Origin of the sequence: Roseinatronobacter monicus (assembly GCF_006716865.1) — a bacterium.
Taxonomy (GTDB): Bacteria; Pseudomonadota; Alphaproteobacteria; order Rhodobacterales; family Rhodobacteraceae; genus Roseinatronobacter; species Roseinatronobacter monicus.
Window position 1 is genome coordinate 72749 of the sequence record NZ_VFPT01000005.1, and the last position, 20345, is coordinate 93093.

Sequence of the window (20345 nt, forward strand, 5' to 3'; positions counted from 1 at the left end):
TGAATGCCGCACTGCAGCGTGCCGCCGACGCTGACTGACCGCAAAGGGCCGGGTGCGCCGCCGCACGGTCTACCGGCCCAACGGCCGGACAGCAGCCTGTGAACTTGCAGCATTGCATATGCACCATCTTAAGGAGTTCGCCCTGAACAACCCTCAACATCCTGATTATGCTTGCGAAATGAACGTTTCTTATCGCCTTTTATTGCAAGGTTTCGTATAATCTGGGCCGAAACCTTGCAATTTCGGGGTGGGCGATGAAGGCAAAACCGAAGGGTCCAGAGCAAGACGATCTGTTCCGCGCGCGGCTGGTCGAGATCTGGGGATCGTATCCGGGCCACTGGTCATAACTGCTCCGCACATCCATCATTGTTTCCCTGTCTTTTTCGGTTTGGGCTGATGCAATCTGCGGCGTACATTTGCACGGAAGGTGTTGCGCAGATCCTTGTTGATCAGATCGAGATCGAACCAGTCCGGATCGAAATACCCACCAGCCCAATACAGTTGATCGGCGTTCTCATCGTGATCAGGGTCCGAAATCGCTTCCAGAAACATCTCATACCCGAAAGTGCCACCAACGTCCTCAGGCGGTGTGGCGCGCGCGCCGGCGACACATTGGGCATGTTTGGGAACAGGATCCAGAGCCAACCAGTCCACAACCGTGATCTTGTGCTGCCAGTGGTCTCCAAAGTCATAGATATAGACGAAGCCACAATCTTGCTTGACGAAATCTGACAACCGGACTTCGCTTGAGTCGAAAACCTTTTGGTCATCGAAATCATGGTACAGCAACTCCGGATCACCAAAGCGCAGGCCGCCGATCAGAAACTCATGGAGATGGCTTTCTGTCCAGCTGAACGCCGCCTGCAAGACCAGATGCAGCTTGTCGAGCGACCAGTCGGTCGGCACAGTCAGCTCGCGCCAGATCAGCGGCGTGATTCCGTCAAGCTCAACACGAAGTTTTGCGGCATTTATCTCATGAAGCATGTGGCCTCACCATGTGTGCGCGTTCTGTAAAATTCTTGGACCAGTTTGCGCTGAACCGCAAACGTCAATCTTTCTCAAACTTCTTAAGCTCTTGCTCGGTTGGCTCGGGAAGCCGGAGCAAGATTGTTAAGTAATCATCCCTATTGCTTGCCACCTTCACAGCCAGCAAACAGGCTTACCAGCGTCTTTGCCACCACGAAGGCGGCCATGAGGCACGAAAGATGGGGGCGAGAGCCTTAGGGTGTCATCCTGCCCCGTACCGGAATTGATGCGGTGGATGCCCCCTCCTCGAACGGCATCGCAATGTGCCATGGTGGTTATTCAGCCACCACCAAAGAGAAAGGGAGCATCCATGAACGAAGGTATCATCATTGGCGTCGACTTGGCAAAGAACGTGTTCCAACTGCACGGCGCGCGCCGTGATAGGCAGGTTGAGTTTCGAAAAAAGCTGTCACGCGCACAATTCGCCAGGTTTTGCGCCGATCATCCGCCCGCACTGATCGCTATGGAGGTCTGCGCAACGGCTCATTTCTGGGCTCGTGAGCTTGAAAAATATGGCCATGACTTGCGGCTGATCCCGCCAATTTACGTGAAGCCATTCATCTGATCATTCACGATACATGGGGTCAACTTTCTGAACAAGTGCAGCAGCCACAAGCTCCCGTTGATCCCCGGAAAGTGATGAAAAAAAACGCTCGGCGGCACTCAGATAATCATCATGAGCACAATGACACGTCTTCAGTCCCAGCAGGACCTCAGGCCCTACATCAAGCGCCTCTGCAAGCTTGAATACTGTCACAATGCGCGGGCTGTTTGCGCGACGTTCTTCTATGTCCTTTACAGCCCTCATGTTGAGCCCCGCCTTGCGAGAAAGAGCTGCCGCTGATATCTTTCGTTCCTTCAAGAGACGCAAAAGGTTCGTCCGAAAAATTTCAGATCGGTCCTCAGTCGCCCCTTGCTGAATTACACTCATGATCGCTGGCGTCTTCATGTGATAGTCCCCAAATATGTAACTGTAATGTCAATTGCACATAACCCTTACTCGTCAATGAGAATACAGCGCGCAACATGCTGCATTTTTGCAAAAATTCAAACTACTTAGCGTCCAACTTCAAGTGTAGCGTTTGACATGAAATAAGGGACCGTGGTCTGATCGTACCGCCCGCGTTTTTCAGTGCTCTGCACCGTGCAGATTCCAGGCGAGACGAAACAAGAAAAAAGGGCTACGCAAAAGCGAAGCCCTCAAGTTCAGTTTCAGTGTTCGTAATGTACCATAACGATCCAAGTTGCTTTCGCAAGAGAAAATTTACAGGCATTACCCAGCAAAACCGGGGGCCGGTTGCCGGATTGCGAACCATTCGTGCCCCAGTCCAGTGCAGGGCGATTGCGACATGACCTTGAATGTCACCGGGCTCAAACCGCCTCCCCCCCCCCCTGAACGCTCAACTTCGGTGTTTGAAAAATATTAGTTGCCTTCAAAGGATTTTGCAGTGTACCCATCCGAAATTGATAGCAGCACTGGCAATGCCGGGCCGGTTTGCACTGCAGCAAAGGGGATTTTGAGTGTTTTATAAAGACGATAATCTGGCGTTGTTTATAGATGGTGCAAACATCTACTCCGCGGGCAGAGCACTCGGGTTTGACATTGACTACAAGCTGTTGCGGCAAGAATTCATGCGCCGGGGCAAGTTGATCCGAGCATGTTACTATGCTGTTCTCTTTGACAATGAAGAGTATTCTCCAATACGCCCCTTGTTCGATTGGCTCACTTACAATGGTTACCATATGGTCACCAAGCCTGCCAAAGAATACGTTGATAGTGACGGACGTCGGAAGATCAAAGGCAACATGCATATCGAGCTGGCGATCAATGCCATGGAACTTGCTCCACGCCTCGACCACGTGGTTCTGTTTTCAGGAGATGGTGATTTCTGTCCTTTGGTTGAAAGCCTGCAACGTCAGGGCGTTCGTGTTTCCATTGTCTCCACGATCAGAAGCCAGCAGCCGATAGCTAGTGACGAGCTGCGCCGCCAAGCCGACAATTTCATCGAGCTTGATGAGCTGCGCGGCGTAATCAGTCGGCCTGTACGCGGAACTCAGGAAGATAGCTAAACTGCCGCTGTCATCATCCCCGACCTGAACGACGGGGCTTCCCGGGCGTATTTTCAGATCATTTCTTTGATCTTTCCGACCGATATGCCAGCTTGGACGCGAAGAAAGACCCCCTTCTGGAGATCGATAGGATAGTGCCTTGGGACGACTTCCGGCCTTTATTGAAGAAGGTATGGCGCAAGCCCCTGAAAGAGAGATATGCCAAAAAGCTAGTGACGGTCGTCATCAGGCGGCGATTTGAAGTTGCTTGATGCCGTGTTTGAATTCAACCCCCTGAATGACTTCGGGAAGACGGTTTGGCCCAGAGACCTTCCGCCATTTTTCTTGGCTGACATCATCAGCCGGTAGACCATGGCGAGGGCGGTTTTGCGGTTGACCTGACAAACTGTCTGTTTCGCTACGCCACACGCGAGTGACCGGACCAAGGAAGCTGCGTCCCAGCATCGCAGGTGACCTGAATGGCTGTAATGAGCACCGAGCACGACGCTGGCACGATCCATGAGCGTCGTAAGGTCGCTGTACCGCCGCAGTTCTACGTGAGCCCATCAGCGACATTCAAGAAGGCCGCAGCATGGAAGACCTTGGCAGGTGAAGCATAGTGCTCTGCCCCTTGCGGAAGGCCGGCCCACTGCAGTGCCGCGCGGTCACCGCATCAAGCGGCGTTGACTCTATCTTTGAGGTGCTTCGCAATAGTGAATTTGACGGCTTTATCGGCGGGCTTGTCGATGACTGCGCCAGTTGCCGGGCTGCGCACTTGGCGCGCAGCACGATCACGCACCGAGAGCTTGCCAATATTGGGCAGCGTGACAGCATCACCTGAGGCGACAGTTTTGCTCACTACATCGCAGACGGCATCGAGAGCAGCTGCAGCTGATTTCTTATCAGACCCGAGCGCGGTAGCGATTGCGGCCACAAGATCGGACTTGGAGATCGGTTTGTTCATATGCTTACTCCTCTATATTTTAGCATATTGATTTTGTTTTTTCACTGCCGCGGCTTGCCAAATCCTGCCGGTATACCTGCGCAGGGCCGCTACGGGGCTCACGACTTCTCTTCGTTCAGCCGTTTGAGCAGCAAGCTCGACGCCCGAAATGCCACAACCTGTTTTGGCTCCACTGCCACCGCCGCACCCGTGCGCGGATTGCGTCCAAGACGCGCTCTTCGCAGCTTCGCGCTGAACGCACCAAAGCCGCGAAACTCTACCCGATCACCACGCCCCAGCGTATCTGTGATCTCATTGAATACCGCATCTACCACCGCAACGATTTCGCGCTGCGTAAGATGCGGGTTTTCATCTGCGAGCTTCGCTAGCAATTCCGACCTGACCATGCACAACCTCAATGTTTGAAACCAGATCAAAAGCAGTTTCAATTGCGCAAGGCAAGGGGCTTGTCTTTCGAAGTAGGACGGCGGTGGCGCAGGGAGGAGGAGTGCGCTACCGCCGAGTTCGTCTGGCCAGTGGGAAAAGAAAGGCCAGTCGGAAGCCGCTATGATTTTTACCTAAGCACTCTCATTGGGCAAGGCGTGTTTCTGCATTGTGGCATTTGGGGTTGCTGCAATGCAACACCAGAAAGATTGGGGCTATGAAACCCGCACATATGCGTGCGGGTCGAGATGATCCGAAGGACAGCACGGGGGATCGACGGGCCTAGGACTTGGGGCTGAGCGGAACAGTATCGCTGCATAAAGGATCAAGGGGCCCAAAGCCGCGTATATGAAAAGCATAAAGGACAAAGCCCCACCTTCATTTCCAAGAAATAACCGTCTGCAAGAGTCCGCATCTCCGACACTCAATATCCAAAAATGCTGCGGCAACCCTGAGTGACCGGTTCGGGGAATCTGCGCTGCGGTACAGTGGTAATCCCGACCGTCAGATAAGGGCCGACTGCCGACTGTGACTCTGCGGCATCGCAACTGCGGAAATTAGCTAAGGCAGCCAGTCGTCGTGTCGACTTCGACCGACTGTTGATCACGGGAAACGGGCAGTGCAAAGTTTGAAAGCGCGATTACCCGTCGGGACGAGCCCGACCCGGATTGAGCCGTTGGGCTCCGAGTTCCGCTGCGGTGAGCTTCTCGGAAGTCCTATTGTGAGCGTGTTCAAATTATTTTCTCGAGATACAACAATCCCTGCGCCGGAACTCGAGAAGCACGGGAAGTAACGCGGGATGGGAATGCGGGCAGCGAAACGGACGCCAATCACCGCGTCAAATCGAAGACTTCTCGTGCGCCGGTGATCCGATGCACATAGTCTATCCGCGCGCCGTTCCAATGATAACGATAATGATCAGCTTGGCGCGCGACAGACACAACGTTCGGCCAGAAAGCAGCGAAACATTCACTGCCGGGATTGCGCAGGCTGGGATAGACGATCCCGTTCGAGCCGTCCGCCCTCAACCGACCAGCAAATGCCTGTGGCGCGGAGTAGGCTGTAGGGTCCGGGTCGAGAAATGCCTCAAAGCCACCCACACGCAGGTCATGCAGGTCGGCGTCAATCTGACCCACCAGTTCACGCACTTCGCTGATCCAGCCGGGTGCCTCACCCGTGGCGGCATAGGCGCGGGCCATGTGGAACGTGTGCTCGCGCAGGGCGGTTTCCAACGTATCGCCCGCATAATAGACCCCGTAGCTGCCATCCGTGAAGCGCGATGGTCGGTCAGGCGAGAAATGCACGAAAGCTGCCATGACCCATGATGCGCCATCGCCCGAAAGGCGTTTGTCTATCGGCACATCATCAAGCTTGCCGTAACTTTCGGCAAGGCGCGGATTGGTGCGCTGGACGGCGCGTGCGATCAGATCCCAGTCATGCGGGTCCGAGATATCGTCGTACAGGTCGATGGGGGGATAATGCGACAGGGTGAGGCGATGCGTACGCCCCCAGTTTACCCGTGCAAGCGGCGGGTCACCATCCACCGCGCATGCTGTCCAGATAGCTGCGAATGCGCTGAAGGTCGGCCATACCGCCTGCCAGCATGACATCCAGCGCCGAGGCGCCGCCAAGATCGGCATTGGGCTTTCTCACCCAGGCATAACCGCGCTGCGGGTCGGCAAAGACCAGCCGCAGTCCTTTGTGGATGCCCAGAATATGCGAAAGACGATCTGACAGATCGCGCGAGTGGCGGCCGTATTCGCCCTTGCGCCAGCGGTGCAGGCTGCGTGGCGAGATACCACCCAGCAGGATCGCCGCTTCGGCATCGGTAATGTTCCAGTGCTCGAACAGGCGCAGCGCGGCGCGCTGCATGGCGGCCTGTTCGGCCAAAAGGTCGTTGTCGGCGGTCTTGGGTGTGTGCAGGACTGTCAGCATGGCTTGCCTCCTGTCCGATATATAGCACATCGCAGACAAATGTCCAGAAGTGTTGTCGCGTGACACCATGATCACCGCATGTTGGAATGGTCAAAAACCAAGAAAACCCGTTGAAAAACTGCTTTCGTGCGCCGGCAGCGCACCCTTCACCTGCCGGGTTTCCATCAAAACGGTGCCAAAGCCAGCTGCGATGCAGGCTGACAGCCGACGTATTCAGTGCCACGCCGGAGTGACTGCTTTGGTGAACCTTGCGAAATGCCTCGACCAGCGGCTTTGGGCCGGGTGTGTCGATGGTCGACCTCGAAGAGTCGGCGGGCCATGCTGCACCGCCGCAGGGCGGCTTCGAGCCCATTGCGGACGGTCGGTCAACCCTTCCTTGACCCGCTACTTGGTATAGCCCATGTTTGCGCGAGAGATAATACAGGTGTGGATATGGGCTGGCCGGGTGAAAAGGTTTTGGTGCGCGTTATTGATACTTTAGAAAAGGGTATTGGTGGAGCTCTCCGGCCTTGGCAGACACGGAGGGTTGGAAAAGCCAATGCCGAAGTCCGCATGCAAGAGCGATTACTACTTGAGCAAGTTGAATTAGACATTGCAGACCTGAAAGCCGGGCGGAAAAAATTGGACGTTAATGGAAAACTAATTGCCTGTGATGTTTCGTCTCCAATGTTGCTTGAGGGGCCTAAGCCAGCCAAAGTTAAAAGGATTGAGCACAAGCCTGCGGAATCTCTTGAGTTTGCACAGGCTGCGCATGAAGCTGCGCAAGCTCAAGAGATGCAACAAGCTGTTAACCTAAAGAAGATCGCTTTGTATGCTGAAGAAGAAGCGGAGGAGCTTGACCAACAGTTTGAAGGTCTAGAAGCGGGAGGTACAAACCGACAGCCCGACTTGGATGCGGACTGGTTTGCAAAGTGGAGGACTGGGGCTCAAGAAGTTTCCAAAGATGAAATGCAACGGCTCTGGGGCAAGCTCTTGGCAGGGGAAGTCGCAACACCGGGATCATATTCAATGCATACCATTGAATTCTTATCCCGCATGTCTTCTGCGGATGCTGCCGCTCTCGCCCACGTAGCCCCTTTTGTGACGTCAATTGGTATTATCAAGGTCACAGACAAAGACTTCAAAAATTTGGGACTTACGTTTAGCCATCTACTTTACCTAGATGACCTTGGTCTCATAAATGGTACTAATGCAATTGAGGGCATCACATGGACGCTGGGTCAGATCGAACAAGAAAATGGCCGAAGTGTCTCAACCTTGGACGTCGGACGCGATGCGTTAGTTTTCTTCCACAGTGAAGGTGGTGAACGTCAAAGCAAGCTAAAATTCAATGTTTATACGCTGACCCGTGTTGGTCGGGAAGTTCTTACGTTGGCATCATTTCCAATACATCCCGAATACCTGAAGTTGATTTGTGACCTAGGCATATCGCAAGAGGTGGAGGAGGTGCAAATTGGTACATTTTCTCCTGACCGTACCCAAGTTCATTCGCTTAGAACTATTGCGAAGAAACCTGTACCTAACTGATGCCGTTTATTTTGAAGATTTGTTCTGTCCAAGCGGTTCTGCGTTGCACTTCTTCAGTGTAGCTAGAAACGTCCGCCTAAGTCCCGCATAGCTGACACTCGCCCTTCATGGCGGAACCTTCTGTCAGGTTGGAAACACTAGCAAAAGGCAGTTTCGTCCGCATTGCTGACGGTCAGTCAGGACAAAAACCTGTGGTCAGAATGTGTCGGACTCAAACGGTCGATTCCGCCCTGGACAGAAACGCTTGGGTTTTGTCCAGAGCAACTGTCGCAAAGCCCTACGCGGACGGTCAGTTGCTCTCAGCGTCTCCCTCCGTGAAATAGTTCAGGCTGATGACGACGTATGCCCATTGAACACCGTTCCGTAAGGATCTAAGATTTATGGACCTGCCTTACTTTCGATTTAAAAATACAAGTTTCAGGCGTCGAAACAGCACAAAGTAGATCCGAGAGCGGAGAAAGAGGTCTACATCTTGTTGAGCGACAACCACCTTGGCCGGTAGCGACAACCATCTTGGCCGGTGGCGCTGATCGGAGGGCGGGCTTGCCCGCCTGGAGGTCAGCGCCACCGGCCAAGATGATTTTGGGTTAGGTGCTGGTCGCTGCGGGTTGATAAGCCGGAAGCCTCTACGTTCCAACGGAGGACCCCGGTTGGCCTATCAATCCATCACCGACCAGCAATTGAGATTATACATGACCGACCTCAAAAATCACAGCCAATGCACATCAGCCGCCCGTGCCGTGTTCAGCGAAAGAACCGCTCGGCGATTTGATGCAGATCCAACGCCCCCTTCACAGCGCAAGATTGTTCACGGGCGTACAGTATCCGATCCTCTTGAAGGGTATTGGGAGAATGACATCCTTCCTGTTCTGGAGAACGACAATGCCCTGCAGGCCGTGACGTTGTTGCGTCACCTCCAGGGTCTACATCCTTTGGCTTTTCCAGATGATCGCATCCGCCGAACCCTGGAGCGAAGGGTCCGGCAGTGGCGCGCGCTTAAAGGCCCGGAGCGCGACATCATTTTTCGCCAGACACCAGAGCCAGGCTATATGGCACAGTCCGACTTCACCCATGCAGCCGAGCTGGAAGTGACCATTGCAGGCGCACCATTCCCGCACCTGCTTTATCATTTCGCAATGGTCTATAGCCGCTGGGAACATGTTGGTGTTGTCTTGGGCGGGGAGAGCTTTACGGCCTTGGCCGAGAACCTCCAGCAGGCGTTGTGGGCCTTGGGGGGTGTTCCACAAAACCATCGTACGGATAGTCTTTCAGCCGCATTTCGAAATCTGACGCGTGACGAGTGTGAGGATATTACCAAGCGCTATGAAGCGTTCGTCGGTCATTATGGTAGGCTCATTTCGCATTAGCTATGCGTCTGAGATGATTCTACTATGTTCCCGTTATGTTCACCTTCAAATATAATGGGGCGCACGATGGATCATGGTTATTTTGTTGAGTGGTTTTCAGCGATTGAATACCTCTCGGAGGTTCAAAGATCAGAAGTCGAGCGTGCTTTGGGTCGCCAACAGCCCCTGAACGAAGTTGTACAAGTTCTTGAGAGCCGGATCGGTTCGGATCGGCAATGTCCACACTGCGCTTCGGCTGGGGCAACTCGCAGGGGGTTTTCGAATGGTCTGCGGCGCTATCACTGTGGGAACTGCACGAAAACGTTCAACTGCTTGACGGGCACACCTCTGGCACGCCTGCGCCACAAAGCACTCTGGCATGAATTTGGAGCGTCATTGGCAGCGGATGAGACAATCGTCCAGTCCGCGCAACGCTGCAATGTTGCAAACAGCACAGCCTTTCGATGGCGTCATCGGTTCTTGAAAGCCGTAACCAGCGAAGTGAAGTTGAGCGGCATTGTGGAGGCTGACGAAACCTTCGTTCTTGAAAGTCACAAAGGATCCCGCACCCTTGATCGTAAACCACGCAAGCGCGGCGGATCTGCCAAAAAGCGAGGCCTATCGTCTGAACAAGTCCCTGTGCTGGTGGCAGTGGATAGATCAGGGGCAACCGAATGTGCAATTCTGCAAAAGCTAAGTGCAGCAGCTCTTGAAAACGCTCTGCGCCCTCTCCTCAACAGCGACACCCTCTTGGTTACAGAGGTGGTCCTGGTTTTTCGACCAGTTTTATGCCGCGCAGCGCTCTGGCATGGGTTTCCTATCACGCGGCAAGTTTCATGTTTGGTTTGCGATTATCATAAACTTCGTCCGGGGTCATCAGGCCGTGGGATGAATGCGGGCGTTCTTCATTGTAATAAGCGATCCAGGTGCCGATCCCCTGGCGCGCCTCCCGGCCAGTTTCGAAGGTGTTCAAGAAGACGCATTCGTATTTCAAGGACCGCCACAGTCGTTCGATCATGCGGTTGTCGATCCAGCGGCCGCGCCCATCCATCGAAATCTTCACCTTTGCGTCTTTCAAAACGTCGGTGAAATCGGTGCTGGTGAACTGGCTGCCCTGGTCCGAATTGAAAATTTCGGGCGGGCCATAGGTGGCCAGTGCCTCCTTCAAGGCCTCGACGCAGAACCCGGCATCCATAGTATTGGACAGCCGCCAGCTCAGCACCTTGCGGCTGTGCCAGTCCATGATGGCGACCAGATACAAAAACCCGCGCTGCATGCGGATATAGGTAATGTCCGTACACCACACCTGGTTGGGACGCGTGATGGGCAGATCTTTTAGAAGATATGGATAAACCTTGTGTTCGGGGTTTTTCTTACTGGTCTTGGGTTCCTGATAGATCGGCACCAAACGCATGAGCCGCATCAGCCGTCTTGCGCGATGGCGGCCGCATTTGTGACCCTCTCTTTGCATATGACGCGCCATCTGCCGCGAGCCGTACCATGGCGTTTTCAGGAATTGCTCGTCGATGATCTTCATGAATTTCAGGTTTTCCGCGCTTTCACCGCAGGGCTGATAGTACAGCGTCGATCGGGCGAGCGACAGCAGTGTGCATTGCCGCCGGACACTCAGTTTGGGATGATCTTTCTTCACGGCTTTTTGCCTCCAGTCCCGAGAATGAGCCTGGAGGCATCCGCCAAAAAATCCCGTTCCACTACCAATTGGCCAATCTTGGCGTGCAGCTTCTCTACATCCTTGCCGGAAATCACTGGTTCACCAACCGGCTTGGCGTCAAACGACTGCGCCATCTTGGCAATTGCCGTGCGTTTCCAGCCGTTGATCATCGTCGGATGTACTTCATATTTCTTCGACAGCTCTGCCGTCGTCAACTCTTCACGGATCGCTTCCAAGGCAACCTTCGCCTTGAATTCTGCCGTGTAACGCTTCTGTTTCGCCATATCGATTGTTCGTCCTTCTTCAGTTGCCAGAGCTTAGCAACTGGTCCGAATTTCCGCGACCACCTCTTACCGATAGCTGCACAAGCTATCCGCCGTGCGCGGCAGCTCTGGGCATCACTCATGAAGCGATCAACCTGAGCGCCGGCGAACGCGTTCGCGGGGAAATCCATATTCAGACGGTTAACAGTCGGCATGAACGCCTGAAAGGTTTCTTGAGAAATCATCGTGGCGTCGCAACGCGCTATCTCGACAGCTATCTGCGATGGTACAAACTCACCATCTTGCCGAAAACCCCATCCGCAAGGTCCGTCTTGGCAACTGCATTGGGACTTATCCCCGTCTCTCAACCTTTACGCATAGCTAATGCGAAATGAGCCTTATGGTATGGATGCCAGTCGCAACAACCGTGGTGAAGCCCATGAGAATGGCGCCGTGGAATCGCAGAACCGTCACTTGAAGAAGGCCATCGCACAGGCACTGATCCTGCGCGGCAGCCGTGATTTTGCATCTGTGGCCGAGTATCGTCGTTTCATTGATATGCTGGTGGCGCGGCGCAATCGACAGCGTATGGAAGCGGTTGAGGTAGAACAGCTGCATCTTAAACCTTTGCCGCCGCGGCGCACCACAGACTATACGGAAGTTATCGTGCCGGTCACAAGAATGGGCGGCTTCAGGGTCAAAAGCATCTTTTACAGCGCGCCGTCACAGCTCATCGGGCAGCGTTTGCGCATCCATCTATATGATGACCGCCTCGACGCATTCTTGGGCAGCACCCTTGTCGCAACGCATCCCCGTGGCCGAGGCCGTAACGATGGCCATCGTGTCCATGTCATCAATTACCACCACGTTATCCATGCCTTGAAGCGCAAACCACAGGCTCTTTGGAGCTCGATCTACCGCGATAGCCTCTTCCCCCGCACCGAATACGCGCAGGCCTGGGAAGTGCTACAGCACAGCCTGCCGCGACGCGACGCCTGCCGCCGCATGGTCGCTCTGCTCTTTATTGCCCACGATCAAGCCTGCGAAGCGGAATTGGCACGTCTTCTTGCTGACGATCTCGGCTCTGGTTTGATACCGGACCCAAAGACGCTCGCGACACAGCTCACCCCTAAACACGCGGTGCTGCCAAAGGATGTTGTGGTTTCTCATCCGTCGCTGGACAGCTTCGATGCGCTGCTGGAGGTACGCGCATGACCTCCCGGGAGATCGACATCCACACGCTGCCCAGCATGCTGAGCGCCCTGCGCTTACCCAGCTTCCACAAGCTATGGCAGGAAATCGCCACACGAGCCGATACCGAAGGCTGGCCGGCTGCGCGCTTCCTGGCCGTGCTGGCCGAATACGAACTCGCCGAGCGGGACATGCGCCGCATGCGCCGTCATCTGAATGAATCCCAGCTCCCAGCTGGAAAGACTTTGGCAACCTTCGATTTCAAAGCTCTGCTTACCTTACCACGCGCCCGGGTCGAAGCTCTGGCTGCGGGAGATTGGTTGGACGGCGGCGCAAACCTGATCGCCATTGGCAACTCCGGCACGGGCAAGACCCACATTCTCTGTGCCATTGGCCATGCCCTGATCGAAGCAGGCCATAGGGTCTTCTATACCCGGACCAGCGATCTTGTCCAAAGACTGCAAGCCGCACGTCGGGATCTGGTGCTCGAAGCAGCTTTGGCCAAGCTCGACAAATTTGACCTGATCATCCTTGATGACATTACCTATGCCCACAAGGATCAGGCCGAAACCGGGGTGCTCTTCGAACTGATTGCCCGGCGATACGAATATCGCAGCATCGCCATCGCGGCCAATCAGCCGTTCAGTGGATGGGATCAAATCTTTCCCGACAAAGCCATGACCGTCGCGGCCATCGACCGACTTGTCCACCATGCCAGCATTCTTGAGATGAATGCGCAAAGCTTTCGCCAAAGAAGCGCTGCGGCCAACATGAAAATGCAAAACGAAGCCTCAGCGACAACCAAAAACGACAACCAAGAAGAAGGAAAAAACCTGACCTAAAGACAGTAAAAAACACAACCCCGGCGGCCGCTATAACCGGCCAAGGTGGTTGTCGGCACCGGACAAGGTGGTTGACGCGCTACAACATCTATCCTGATTTCGCGGAAGTGGTGTTTTCGAATATGGATGATGTTGAGCTAGCCCCGGGAGCGTTGGCCATGGAAAAAGAAGGGGGTGACGTTATCGAGATTACCTCGGTTTCTGGTCTTCTGAAAGCTCTACGGAGCAACAATCGAGATCAGCACATTTTTCGTGGTGAACACGCTGACTTTGGAGAGACTTCCCTCATCCCTTCATACGGGCGTATGATACGCCATCTAGTCCCGGATGAATTGAAAAAAATAAGTGGAAACCATTTTTTTCAGAATCCACCACCACCCAAAGTCATCTCTGCGATCAAAGCTGAAAGCAACTACCTGACCCAGTTCTACTCTAAGCTCAGCGAGCATCTACAAGAGCGATTGGCACTAGATCTGCTAGATGCCCAGCATAGGGGTCTACCAACACGGTTGCTTGATTGGTCTGAAAACCCGCTTGTTGCACTCTTCTTCGCGACAAAAAACCCTGACGAGGACGGCTTTCTGTTTTCACTGAGGGTAGACAGAATCGCCATTTGGACAGGAAATGATCTCCTCAACTCGACGGGGGGAATACCCGGAAATAGTACCATAGACTGGAACATTGAAATCATGTTTCCGGTCAGAATAGGTCAACGGATCAGCCGCCAGCTTGGATGCTTTACAGTCCACAGAGCGCCGTGGCTTCGTGCCGATCACGATTTTAAAACTGTCATATCAACGACATCAACAGGCGCACGTTGCATTAACGCAACAGCCCAATCGCCACGCGTTCTTAGGCATCACGTTACTCGTTACAAAATCCCCAAGACAGTTAAGCCTGAATTGCGGAGGGAAGTTTCGCTTCTCGGCGTCAACTGCAAAACCCTTTGGTTGAACACAGAAGATACAATCAAAGCGGATGCCGAAAAGCGCCTGAATGATGCCTTAATACATATTCTAGTGCAGTGCGGTATGGTATAATTATCGACAGTTTTTGCTCGCCGGGTAAGTGTTTTTTACCCCGAGTGGCCTCTGCAACCGCGCAGGCTGCGGAAACTAGGCGGATCAGATCGCGAAGTCGCGAGCTATGCGGGAATTTGGGTGATGGCATGAATTGAAAGGCGGCGTATTGTGGCGGGTGTCAAAGCCAGCCAGAACCTCACGAGGAGCAATACGCCTATGAAGAACGATACAACCATTCTACCGTTTCGCCAATCAGAAACTATCGTCGACCCGCTGACAGAACTGGCACGGGAAGGCGCACGCCGGATGCTGGCGGAAGCGCTGAAAGCCGAAGCTGATGCATTTGTGGCCAGCTTTGCGGACGAGAAGCTGGACGATGGCCGCCAGCGGATCGTCCGCCATGGACTTGGCCCTGAACGTCAGATCCAGACGGGCATTGGCGCTCTGAATGTGCAGCGCCCCAAAGTGCGTGACCGGATGGCGGCACTCGATCCTGCGCAAAAGATCCGCTTCACCTCGAATATACTGCCGAAATGGGCGCGCCGCTCGGTCAGCTTGGACGCGCTGTTGCCCGTTCTCTACCTGAAGGGCATTTCCACGGGCGATTTCCAGGAAGCGCTGTCAGCCATTATGGGCCCCGATGCACCCAACCTGTCTCCGAGTGTCATATCCCGCCTGACCGCAGGTTGGCAGGCAGAATATGATGCCTGGGCGCGGCGTGATTTGTCTGCGCGCAATTACGTCTACATATGGGCAGATGGCGTCTATCTGCAGGCGCGCATGGAAGAAAATGCCGAATGCATGCTGGTGATCATCGGAGCCACACCGGAGGGCAAGAAGGAACTGATCGGCTTTCAGGTTGGGCTTCGGGAAAGCTCGCAGAGCTGGCATGAATTGCTGAGCGATCTCAAGGCTCGGGGCCTGTCTGTCGCCCCCAAGATCGCGGTGGGCGATGGCGCCTTGGGGTTCTGGAATGCATTGGACAAGGCATTTGGCAGCACGAAGCACCAGCGCTGCTGGGTTCATAAGGTGAAGAATGTGCTGAACTGTTTTCCCAAGCAGATGGCCGCAGCCGTGAAATCTGATCTCGATGATATCCAGCATGCCGCTACGAAAGCGGAAGCGAAGGCCGCAATGGATCTGTTCAGTGAGAAATATAAGCAGAAATACGAAAAAGGCGTGAATTGCCTGACCAAGGACAGTGACGCCTTGCTGGCTTTCTTCGACTTCCCGGCTGATCACTGGGGCCATCTGCGCACGACGAACCCCATTGAGAGCGTCTTCGCCACGGTTCGGCACAGAACGGTTCGCACAAAGGGTGCGCTCTCGCAAAAGACCGCGAAACTGATGGTCTTTACCCTCATTCAGGCCGCGTCCAAGAAATGGTTGCGCCTCAATGGCAGAAATCAGTTGCCAAAAGTCATCGAAGGAATCACATTCAACGACGGCGTCGAAGTGATTTTTGACGCACCAAGCCGCGCCGCCTGAAAATGCGCGTCACCCAAATTCAAGCATAGCTCCGAAGTCGCCGCGATAGCCTCCCTTGCGCCTGCAGCGCACGGCAGAAAGGTCCGCATAACTGCCGGTCGATTCCTCTGTAGGTCTGTGTGGTGCGCTTACTCACCCTGCGCGCGTCGATGATCCCAAGGCATCTCGAACAGAGATGGTCCTAGTTCTTCGACCACTTTGCAGCCCAGTTAAGGTGGATCAGGGTTTCATTTCAGGCTGCCATTCTCATAGGTTCTGTTTTGCTCGCATAGGCCTCGTCGGGGGTCAAGATGCCATGGGTCGAGTGCGGTCGTTCGGCATTGTAATAGGCTATTTCGCGGTTTGTGTGGGTGGCTTGGTTTCCGTTCATTTGCCTGTGGCACAAGATGTTGTGCGGTAGGGTGACGCTGGTAAGTGGGTGAGATTGCCTGCGATGAGGTATGACATGTTGATGAGGTTGCGGGTTTTGCGATACCCGCGCGCCCGAGCCTTTGCGGCCTGAATGAGGCCGTTGATGGCTTCGACAGCGCCGTTGCTCAGATCGCTGTCAAAACCGTTAAGTATACCATCCCAGTGCGCCTTGAGTGTCAGAGCGAGTTTCTTGAATGCTGGCAGCCTGCTGCGGCGCGCCCATTGAAACCAGGCGGTAAGCCGTTCTTCGGCCTCTGCCTTGGACTCGGCTTCAGCAAAGATGTCGCGCAAAGCCTCTTTCAAGCGAAACGCGCGTCCTGTTTTCAGGTGCATCCGAGATAGATCATGATGCTGTGTGATCTGCCGCTTCGTCCATCTCTTCTTGTCCTTGAGCCACATCCAGCGGCTGTGTTTCAACTCAGGTCTGCTGCGTACTTCGGCGCGGCGAACCTCTTCAAGCGCCACATTGGCCAGTTGGATGACATGGAATGGGTCGAAGGTAACATCCGCGTTCGGCAGATGCTTTGCGACGCCAGAAATGTAGGCCCTACTCATATCGATACAGGCAGCGGAGATGGCATCGGGATCACCGCCATGGGCGCGCAGATCTTCACCGAAAGCCGCCACAGTCTTTGCATCACGTCCTTCACAGGCAAAGAGAAGCCTGCCGGCCAGAAGGTCGTGAAATAGGGTGATGTAATTATGCCCGCGGCGCGCAGCTGTCTCGTCAATCCCAAGGGCGGTCACGGCGCTGAAGTCTTCGCGATCTCGCGCTGACGACACGTAATGGTCAAGAACCCGCCAGAGGCGATCGTCACCAACATCAAGCATATCAGCAACAGCCTTCACCGGCATCTGTCGCACCAGCGCAATCACAAAGGCTTCAAACAACTGACTGAAACCGCTGCCACTGCGCGCCCAGGGGACCGGAACCTGTCCGGTCTTGCTACATTGGCTGCAAGCAACACGTGGCACATCGGCATGGATGAAAGCCTTGTGCTCGAAAAAACGCAGGTGTTCCCAGATCCTGGATCGCGTGTCATGGACGGGCTGATCGGGCGCGCCACAGGAGGGACAAGCAAATCGACTTCCCGCCTTGAAGCGGACGTCAAAGTGGATCTCTTTGAGTTTGGCGTCAAAACGTACGTCCGTGACACTCCACGGAGCCTGCAGGCCAAGAGCTGTCGTGAACAAACTTGTCTCGGGACCCATGAATACCTCCTCATCCGCTGGTTTCAGGAAGCTTCACCCTATCCAAAAAAACTGCCGCAGCTCAACAGGCTCGGCGCGTCTGACGCTGCGATATTTGAGGTCTCCGCGACAGACGCGCCTTATGTTGTGACCACAATATCTGGTAGAAGATTCAATCCGCCGCCCACCAGCAACCCACACAAATCGCGAAGGGACCTTGTAATAGGCTAGCCATTTTCCGATGCCGCTGCGTGCCTGTGACCCGGTCTCAAACCCGTGCAAATAGACACATTCGTACTTGAGGGATCTCCACAGCCGTTCGATCATTCGGTTATCAATCCACCGCCCTTTGCCATCCATGCTGATCTTGATCTTCGCATCGCTTAGCACGTCGATCCAATCGCCGCTGGTAAACTGTGATCCCTGATCGGTGTTGAATATCTCCGGCGTGCCATGTTTTGCCAATGCCTCTTTCAGTGCCTCGATGCAGAACGCGGTGTCCATGCTGTTGGAGAGCCGCCAAGCTAAAACCTTGCGGCTAAACCAGTCCATGATCGCCACGAGATTGCGTATTCCGGCGGATCCGGCCACCCATTCCGACAACATCCGGCCACCTGTTCCGGGGTATCCGGCCACCTGTGACGCGTTGCCGTGAGGCAGCGTGTTTTGGTTATCAGTCCTGAGGGGTTTCGTCACCCATTTTGGTGATGGTCTTGCGCATGGATTGGCCCTCGAGTTCGAGACGGTAGGCGTTGTGAACGATGCGATCGAGGATGGCATCGGCGAATGTGGGTTCGCCGATGACGTCATGCCAGGCTTTGATGGGTAATTGGCTTGTGATCATCGTTGAGCCGCGCCCGTAACGCTCTTCGACGATCTCCATGAGATCGCGGCGTTGCGGTGATGTCAGCCTGTCCGGTCCCCAGTCGTCCAAGATCAGCAATTGCGCCTTCGTGATGCTGCGGAACAAGCGGGGGAAGCGTCCGTCACCATGGGACAGCTCCAATTCCTCGAAGAGGCGCGGCATCCGTTTGTAGACCACAGTCACGCCGTCACGACAGGCTGCCTGGGCCAGTGCGCAGCCAAGCCAGGTCTTGCCGACGCCACAGGGGCCCGTGATGATCAGATTACGCTTGTCGGTGATCCATCTGCCTGTGAGCAGGCTTTGGAACAGCGCTTTGTCGAGGCCACGGCGTGCGCGGTAATCAACATCTTCCGGGCTGGCGCCAACATGGCGCAGCCTGGCAGTCCGCATGCGAGCCTCAAACCTCTTTGTTTCTCGGCTTGCGACCTCACGGTCAACGAGCAAGCCAAGCCATTCAGCATGGCCGAGATCGGCAGTTGCATCTTGCATCTGCAGTTCGGCAAAGGCTTCGGCCATGCCGTCCAGCCTGAGGGCTTTAAGGTGATGAAGGGTTGGATGGTCGAGCATTGTGTTCCTTTCAATGGAAGTAATCGGCGCCACGGATATTGGGGTGGGTGATGGCAGGCTCGTCCGTGGCGCGGGTGCGGGGCCTGCTCTCAAGCCCATTCTTGAGAATGGACAGGAGTGACGAATAGGATCTGGCGTTGATTTCGAGCGCACGGCGACAGGCCGCATCAAGTCGGTCGCGGCCAAACTTGTCGGCCAGCCGGATCACCCCAAGGCAGGTGCGATAGCCCTGTTCCGGGTGCTTGCGCTCGCGCATCACGACCTCAACGAAGATGGCCACGTTTGGCCCAACGCGAGCCGCACGTGCTTTGATACGCTCTGGCGTCCAGTCATCGCGGAATTGGTGGTGCGCTGGCATGTGATCGCGCAGCGTAGAGTGCTTCCCGTTGCTGGACGTCCTGACATGAGAGGCGACACGCTGCCCGAGATGGAAGACTTCGATGGTGCGGCCTGTGATCCGCGCCCACAGCTCTTTCTTCAGCAGCTGATAGGGCACGGAGTAATAATGCTTGTCGATCGCGACGTGGTAATCGAACCCGGCGCGGCACTTCTTCCATTCAGCATAAACATACGATGCTACCGGCAGCGACTTCAGGGCGGGTTTGTCCAGCTGTTCAAAAAGCTGTCTGCGGCTGGCCCCGAGGTGACGCGAGACCTTGTCGTTGAGCCTGTCAAGCAACGGCTTGATGGCCGCGTTCAACTCAGCAAGGCTGAAGAACTGGCGGTTGCGCAGCCGTGCCAGTATCCAGCGCTCAGCCAGCAATACCCCACCCTCTGCCTTCGCCTTATCTTTGGGCTTATATGGCCTCGCCGGGACAACGGCCGTGTCGTAATGCGCGGCCATATCTGCATAGGTCCGGTTGATCGCGGGGTCGTAAAAGCACGCCTTGGTGACCCCTGCCTTCAAATTGTCCGAGACGATCTGGGCGGTCACACCACCGAAGAAATCCAAAGCGCGGACATGGCTTGCGATCCAATCCGGTAGGGATTGCGTCCAGGTCGCCTCGACAAATGTATAGTTCGATGCCCCCAGAACAGCGACAAACACCTGTGCCGTGCGCACCTCCCCGGTCTCAGGGTCAATCACATCGATCGTATGGCCGGCATAATCGACGAACAGGCGCTCACCTGCAGGATGGCGCTGTCGCATCACCGGCGACAGCTTGCCTTCCCAGCGTGTGTAAAGTTCGCAAAACCGGGAGTATCCATACCCATCAGGATGATCAGCGCGATATTCTTCCCACAACAGCATCAACGTCACGCCCTTGCGGCGCAACTCGCGGTGAATGCAGGGCCAGTTAGGCTCGGTCGCGCGGTTCGCAATATCACGCGCCGTGCGTGGGTAAATCAGGCGCTCAAGGTCGGTGTCAGACATCTCTGGTGGTAGCGGCCAGCTCAGATCAACCTCGGCAGCGCGATCCAGATAGGCCTTAACCGTTGTCCGCCCAATCGTCAGGCTGACACCAATTTTACGGGTCGAAAGACCCTCGGCTGATAGCCGCAAAACATCTCGTATCTTCCGCATTGGCAATCTCTTCATCGGGCTTCCTTCCAGACTAAAAA

Annotated in this window: 17 protein-coding genes and 6 pseudogenes; 11 read left to right on the forward strand and 12 right to left on the reverse strand. The window is 55.0% G+C overall.

Annotation, left to right across the window (positions count from 1 at the left end):
• Positions 1-363: 363 nt before the first annotated feature.
• On the reverse strand, positions 364-984 hold the full coding sequence (locus BD293_RS21245) for a plasmid pRiA4b ORF-3 family protein (protein ID WP_142085746.1): 621 nt from the start codon (positions 982-984) through the stop codon (positions 364-366).
• Between the two features lie 352 nt (positions 985-1336).
• Between BD293_RS21245 and BD293_RS21250 the strand changes: the two are divergent.
• Positions 1337-1588, forward strand: a pseudogene (locus BD293_RS21250) (IS110 family transposase); the annotation flags it as partial.
• 3 nt (positions 1589-1591) lie between these two features.
• Here the strand turns inward: BD293_RS21250 and BD293_RS21255 are convergent.
• Positions 1592-1975 carry a helix-turn-helix domain-containing protein gene (locus BD293_RS21255; RefSeq protein WP_142085748.1) on the reverse strand — a complete coding sequence of 128 codons (384 nt, stop codon included), beginning with the start codon at positions 1973-1975 and terminating at the stop codon, positions 1592-1594.
• Between the two features lie 572 nt (positions 1976-2547).
• Between BD293_RS21255 and BD293_RS21260 the strand changes: the two genes are divergently transcribed.
• Entirely contained in the window at positions 2548-3096 is a 549-nt protein-coding gene (locus tag BD293_RS21260; protein WP_142085750.1) for a LabA-like NYN domain-containing protein, read from the forward strand.
• A 92-nt stretch (positions 3097-3188) separates the two neighbouring features.
• Positions 3189-3302 (forward strand): annotated as a pseudogene (locus BD293_RS23645) (IS5/IS1182 family transposase); the annotation flags it as partial.
• Positions 3303-3321: 19 nt separating this feature from the next.
• On the opposite strand, the pseudogene BD293_RS23650 reads toward BD293_RS23645, so the two are convergent.
• From BD293_RS23650 to BD293_RS21285, 5 genes and pseudogenes are all read right to left on the reverse strand, one after another.
• A pseudogene (locus BD293_RS23650) lies at positions 3322-3473 on the reverse strand (IS256 family transposase); the annotation flags it as partial.
• Between the two features lie 275 nt (positions 3474-3748).
• Complete coding sequence (locus tag BD293_RS21270) at positions 3749-4039, reverse strand: HU family DNA-binding protein (RefSeq protein WP_142085752.1); 291 nt, start codon at positions 4037-4039, stop codon at positions 3749-3751.
• 98 nt (positions 4040-4137) lie between these two features.
• Entirely contained in the window at positions 4138-4425 is a 288-nt protein-coding gene (locus BD293_RS21275) for an HU family DNA-binding protein (protein ID WP_142085754.1), read from the reverse strand.
• Between the two features lie 867 nt (positions 4426-5292).
• Complete coding sequence (locus tag BD293_RS21280) at positions 5293-6006, reverse strand: RES family NAD+ phosphorylase (protein ID WP_246086436.1); 714 nt, start codon at positions 6004-6006, stop codon at positions 5293-5295.
• Positions 5996-6397 carry an MbcA/ParS/Xre antitoxin family protein gene (locus tag BD293_RS21285; RefSeq protein ID WP_246086437.1) on the reverse strand — a complete coding sequence of 134 codons (402 nt, stop codon included), beginning with the start codon at positions 6395-6397 and terminating at the stop codon, positions 5996-5998. The genes BD293_RS21280 and BD293_RS21285 overlap by 11 nt, the downstream gene beginning before the upstream one ends.
• Positions 6398-6829: 432 nt before the next feature.
• On the opposite strand from BD293_RS21285, the gene BD293_RS21290 reads away from it, so the two are divergent.
• The 3 genes and pseudogenes from BD293_RS21290 to BD293_RS23265 all read left to right on the forward strand — a co-directional run.
• On the forward strand, positions 6830-7924 hold the full coding sequence (locus BD293_RS21290) for a DUF2806 domain-containing protein (RefSeq protein WP_246086440.1): 1095 nt from the start codon (positions 6830-6832) through the stop codon (positions 7922-7924).
• 650 nt (positions 7925-8574) lie between these two features.
• Positions 8575-9291 (forward strand): hypothetical protein, encoded by a 717-nt coding sequence (locus tag BD293_RS21295; RefSeq protein WP_211841110.1) that lies wholly within the window; start codon positions 8575-8577, stop codon positions 9289-9291.
• Between the two features lie 66 nt (positions 9292-9357).
• A pseudogene (locus tag BD293_RS23265) lies at positions 9358-10074 on the forward strand (IS1595 family transposase); the annotation flags it as partial.
• A 16-nt stretch (positions 10075-10090) separates the two neighbouring features.
• Here BD293_RS23265 and BD293_RS21305 read toward each other — a convergent pair.
• A protein-coding gene (locus tag BD293_RS21305; protein ID WP_246086208.1) for an IS3 family transposase occupies positions 10091-11226 on the reverse strand; the annotation gives its coding sequence in 2 pieces (ribosomal slippage) (positions 10091-10959 and positions 10959-11226; 1137 coding nt in all).
• 65 nt (positions 11227-11291) lie between these two features.
• Between BD293_RS21305 and BD293_RS21310 the strand changes: the two are divergent.
• The 5 genes and pseudogenes from BD293_RS21310 to BD293_RS21330 form a co-directional block, all read left to right on the forward strand.
• Positions 11292-11600 (forward strand): annotated as a pseudogene (locus BD293_RS21310) (IS1595 family transposase); the annotation flags it as partial.
• Positions 11590-12420 carry a Mu transposase domain-containing protein gene (locus BD293_RS21315; RefSeq protein WP_142085761.1) on the forward strand — a complete coding sequence of 277 codons (831 nt, stop codon included), beginning with the start codon at positions 11590-11592 and terminating at the stop codon, positions 12418-12420. The pseudogene BD293_RS21310 and the gene BD293_RS21315, both read left to right, overlap by 11 nt.
• Before the next feature lie 35 nt (positions 12421-12455).
• Positions 12456-13238: an IS21-like element helper ATPase IstB gene (istB, locus tag BD293_RS21320; RefSeq protein WP_246086441.1), complete on the forward strand. Its 783-nt coding sequence runs from the start codon at positions 12456-12458 to the stop codon at positions 13236-13238.
• A gap of 71 nt (positions 13239-13309) precedes the next feature.
• Positions 13310-14278 (forward strand): FRG domain-containing protein, encoded by a 969-nt coding sequence (locus BD293_RS21325; RefSeq protein WP_142085764.1) that lies wholly within the window; start codon positions 13310-13312, stop codon positions 14276-14278.
• A gap of 198 nt (positions 14279-14476) precedes the next feature.
• Entirely contained in the window at positions 14477-15748 is a 1272-nt protein-coding gene (locus tag BD293_RS21330; RefSeq protein WP_170207122.1) for an IS256 family transposase, read from the forward strand.
• Between the two features lie 366 nt (positions 15749-16114).
• Here BD293_RS21330 and BD293_RS21335 read toward each other — a convergent pair whose 3' ends face one another.
• The 4 genes and pseudogenes from BD293_RS21335 to istA all read right to left on the reverse strand — a co-directional run bounded on the left by BD293_RS21335 (position 16115) and on the right by istA (position 20322).
• The gene (locus BD293_RS21335) at positions 16115-17371 is read right to left on the reverse strand and encodes an ISL3 family transposase (protein ID WP_142079999.1); all 1257 of its coding nucleotides are present in this window, start codon (positions 17369-17371) and stop codon (positions 16115-16117) included.
• 198 nt (positions 17372-17569) lie between these two features.
• A pseudogene (locus tag BD293_RS21340) lies at positions 17570-17926 on the reverse strand (transposase); the annotation flags it as partial.
• A gap of 97 nt (positions 17927-18023) precedes the next feature.
• On the reverse strand, positions 18024-18782 hold the full coding sequence (istB, locus tag BD293_RS21345) for an IS21-like element helper ATPase IstB (protein WP_142079313.1): 759 nt from the start codon (positions 18780-18782) through the stop codon (positions 18024-18026).
• Positions 18783-18792: 10 nt separating this feature from the next.
• Positions 18793-20322 (reverse strand): IS21 family transposase, encoded by a 1530-nt coding sequence (istA, locus tag BD293_RS21350; RefSeq protein WP_142085766.1) that lies wholly within the window; start codon positions 20320-20322, stop codon positions 18793-18795.
• Positions 20323-20345: the final 23 nt, after the last annotated feature.

Bases quoted from the DNA above. Each gene is read 5' to 3' on its own strand.
- BD293_RS21245 (WP_142085746.1), bottom strand. From the start codon at position 984: ATGCTTCATGAGATAAATGCCGCAAAACTTCGTGTTGAGCTTGACGGA.
- BD293_RS21255 (WP_142085748.1), bottom strand. From the start codon at position 1,975: ATGAAGACGCCAGCGATCATGAGTGTAATTCAGCAAGGGGCGACTGAG.
- BD293_RS21270 (WP_142085752.1), bottom strand. From the start codon at position 4,039: ATGAACAAACCGATCTCCAAGTCCGATCTTGTGGCCGCAATCGCTACC.
- BD293_RS21275 (WP_142085754.1), bottom strand. From the start codon at position 4,425: ATGGTCAGGTCGGAATTGCTAGCGAAGCTCGCAGATGAAAACCCGCAT.
- BD293_RS21285 (WP_246086437.1), bottom strand. From the start codon at position 6,397: ATGCTGACAGTCCTGCACACACCCAAGACCGCCGACAACGACCTTTTG.
- BD293_RS21290 (WP_246086440.1), top strand. From the start codon at position 6,830: ATGGGCTGGCCGGGTGAAAAGGTTTTGGTGCGCGTTATTGATACTTTA.
- BD293_RS21315 (WP_142085761.1), top strand. From the start codon at position 11,590: ATGCGAAATGAGCCTTATGGTATGGATGCCAGTCGCAACAACCGTGGT.
- istB (WP_246086441.1), top strand. From the start codon at position 12,456: ATGCTGAGCGCCCTGCGCTTACCCAGCTTCCACAAGCTATGGCAGGAA.
- BD293_RS21330 (WP_170207122.1), top strand. From the start codon at position 14,477: ATGAAGAACGATACAACCATTCTACCGTTTCGCCAATCAGAAACTATC.
- BD293_RS21335 (WP_142079999.1), bottom strand. From the start codon at position 17,371: ATGGGTCCCGAGACAAGTTTGTTCACGACAGCTCTTGGCCTGCAGGCT.
- istB (WP_142079313.1), bottom strand. From the start codon at position 18,782: ATGCTCGACCATCCAACCCTTCATCACCTTAAAGCCCTCAGGCTGGAC.
- istA (WP_142085766.1), bottom strand. From the start codon at position 20,322: ATGAAGAGATTGCCAATGCGGAAGATACGAGATGTTTTGCGGCTATCA.